The organism is Exiguobacterium sp. UBA3968, assembly GCF_002385115.1.
Taxonomy (GTDB): Bacteria; Bacillota; Bacilli; order Exiguobacteriales; family Exiguobacteriaceae; genus Exiguobacterium_A.
On the sequence record NZ_DGCW01000014.1, the window covers coordinates 1 to 1,035 of the forward strand.

At 48.0% G+C, this 1,035-nt stretch carries 2 protein-coding genes; one reads left to right on the forward strand and one right to left on the reverse strand.

The annotated features are described in order from the left end of the window. Positions 1-138: 138 nt before the first annotated feature. Positions 139-426, reverse strand: a complete 288-nt coding sequence (locus B3S86_RS15335; protein WP_290754327.1) for a hypothetical protein — start codon at positions 424-426, stop codon at positions 139-141. A gap of 96 nt (positions 427-522) precedes the next feature. Here B3S86_RS15335 and B3S86_RS15340 point away from each other — a divergent pair. Then, on the forward strand, positions 523-1,035 hold a 513-nt coding region (locus B3S86_RS15340; protein WP_290754328.1), incomplete at its 3' end, for a M15 family metallopeptidase.

The window sequence follows — 1,035 nt, forward strand, 5'->3', positions numbered from 1 at the left end:
GGTCTTAAAGCAGCTCGTCGTGCACCACAATTCTCGAAACGTTAATTCTTTTCGAATCCCTCTCACCCTTGTGGTGGGAGGTTTTTTTGTGCACTAAAAAACCGCTCTCCTGACGAAGTATCAGAACAGCGATTAAAGTCAAGACGACGGAGTGGAGCGTAATCGGTGCAATATCGTCAGAAGAATATAGAGGATGACGATCGTCAGCGGGGTGCTCCAAACAAAGACAGATTGTATGAATGCGATAGGTGTATGTGTCGTCGCTTGACCGACATGTCCCGTAAAAGAGGTTTCTTCACTCAAGACGGTTGCATTGTCCGGTAACTCCGTCTTGGTAGCTACGGTCGGTTGCAGCGTCAGATACAGGACGAAGCTAAGATGTAAGAGACAGGTGACGCCAAGTGTCCAAATGATGCGTTTTTTCATATGATGCTCCTTTTGATATGAGTTAAAATCATTCTGCATTCCATAAGTATAGCGGATTTTGTTTTCGGGAACAGGAGACAAAGGGAGTGAGCATAGATGGCATTATCGATCAGCTGGTTACTCGAGCGAGCGAATCGGAAGTTGAATGCTTCGGGACTGTCACGAGAAGTCGCCAAACGGACGCAAGAGGTCATCCAGGAGATGCATGCACAAGGGATTTATGTCGGTGTCGCCCAAGGGTACCGATCGATCGCAGAACAGAATCGGTTGTACGCACAGGGACGGACATTACCGGGACCAATCGTAACGAATGCACGCGGGGGACAATCGAATCATAACCGTGGAATTGCCGTCGACCTCTTTCAATATTCCCAAGACGGTACACAAGCGCTATTTCGAAATGACCAAAGCTTTCAAAAGATTGTTGCTGCGATGAAACGACGTGGCTTTTCTTGGGGTGGGGACTGGACGAGCTTTAAGGATTATCCACACTTTGAATTACTAGGAGTGTCTGAAGAAACGCCGAATCGCTCTCGTGCGATCGTTCCGTATCCAGGTCGTCCGTTGTATCAAGGGGCAGCCAATATGAATCCACGGGATATCGAACGA

What these genes read in the sequence shown, in the direction of transcription:
- B3S86_RS15335 (WP_290754327.1), bottom strand. Translation starts at nt 426, where the DNA reads ATGAAAAAACGCATCATTTGGACACTTGGCGTCACCTGTCTCTTACAT.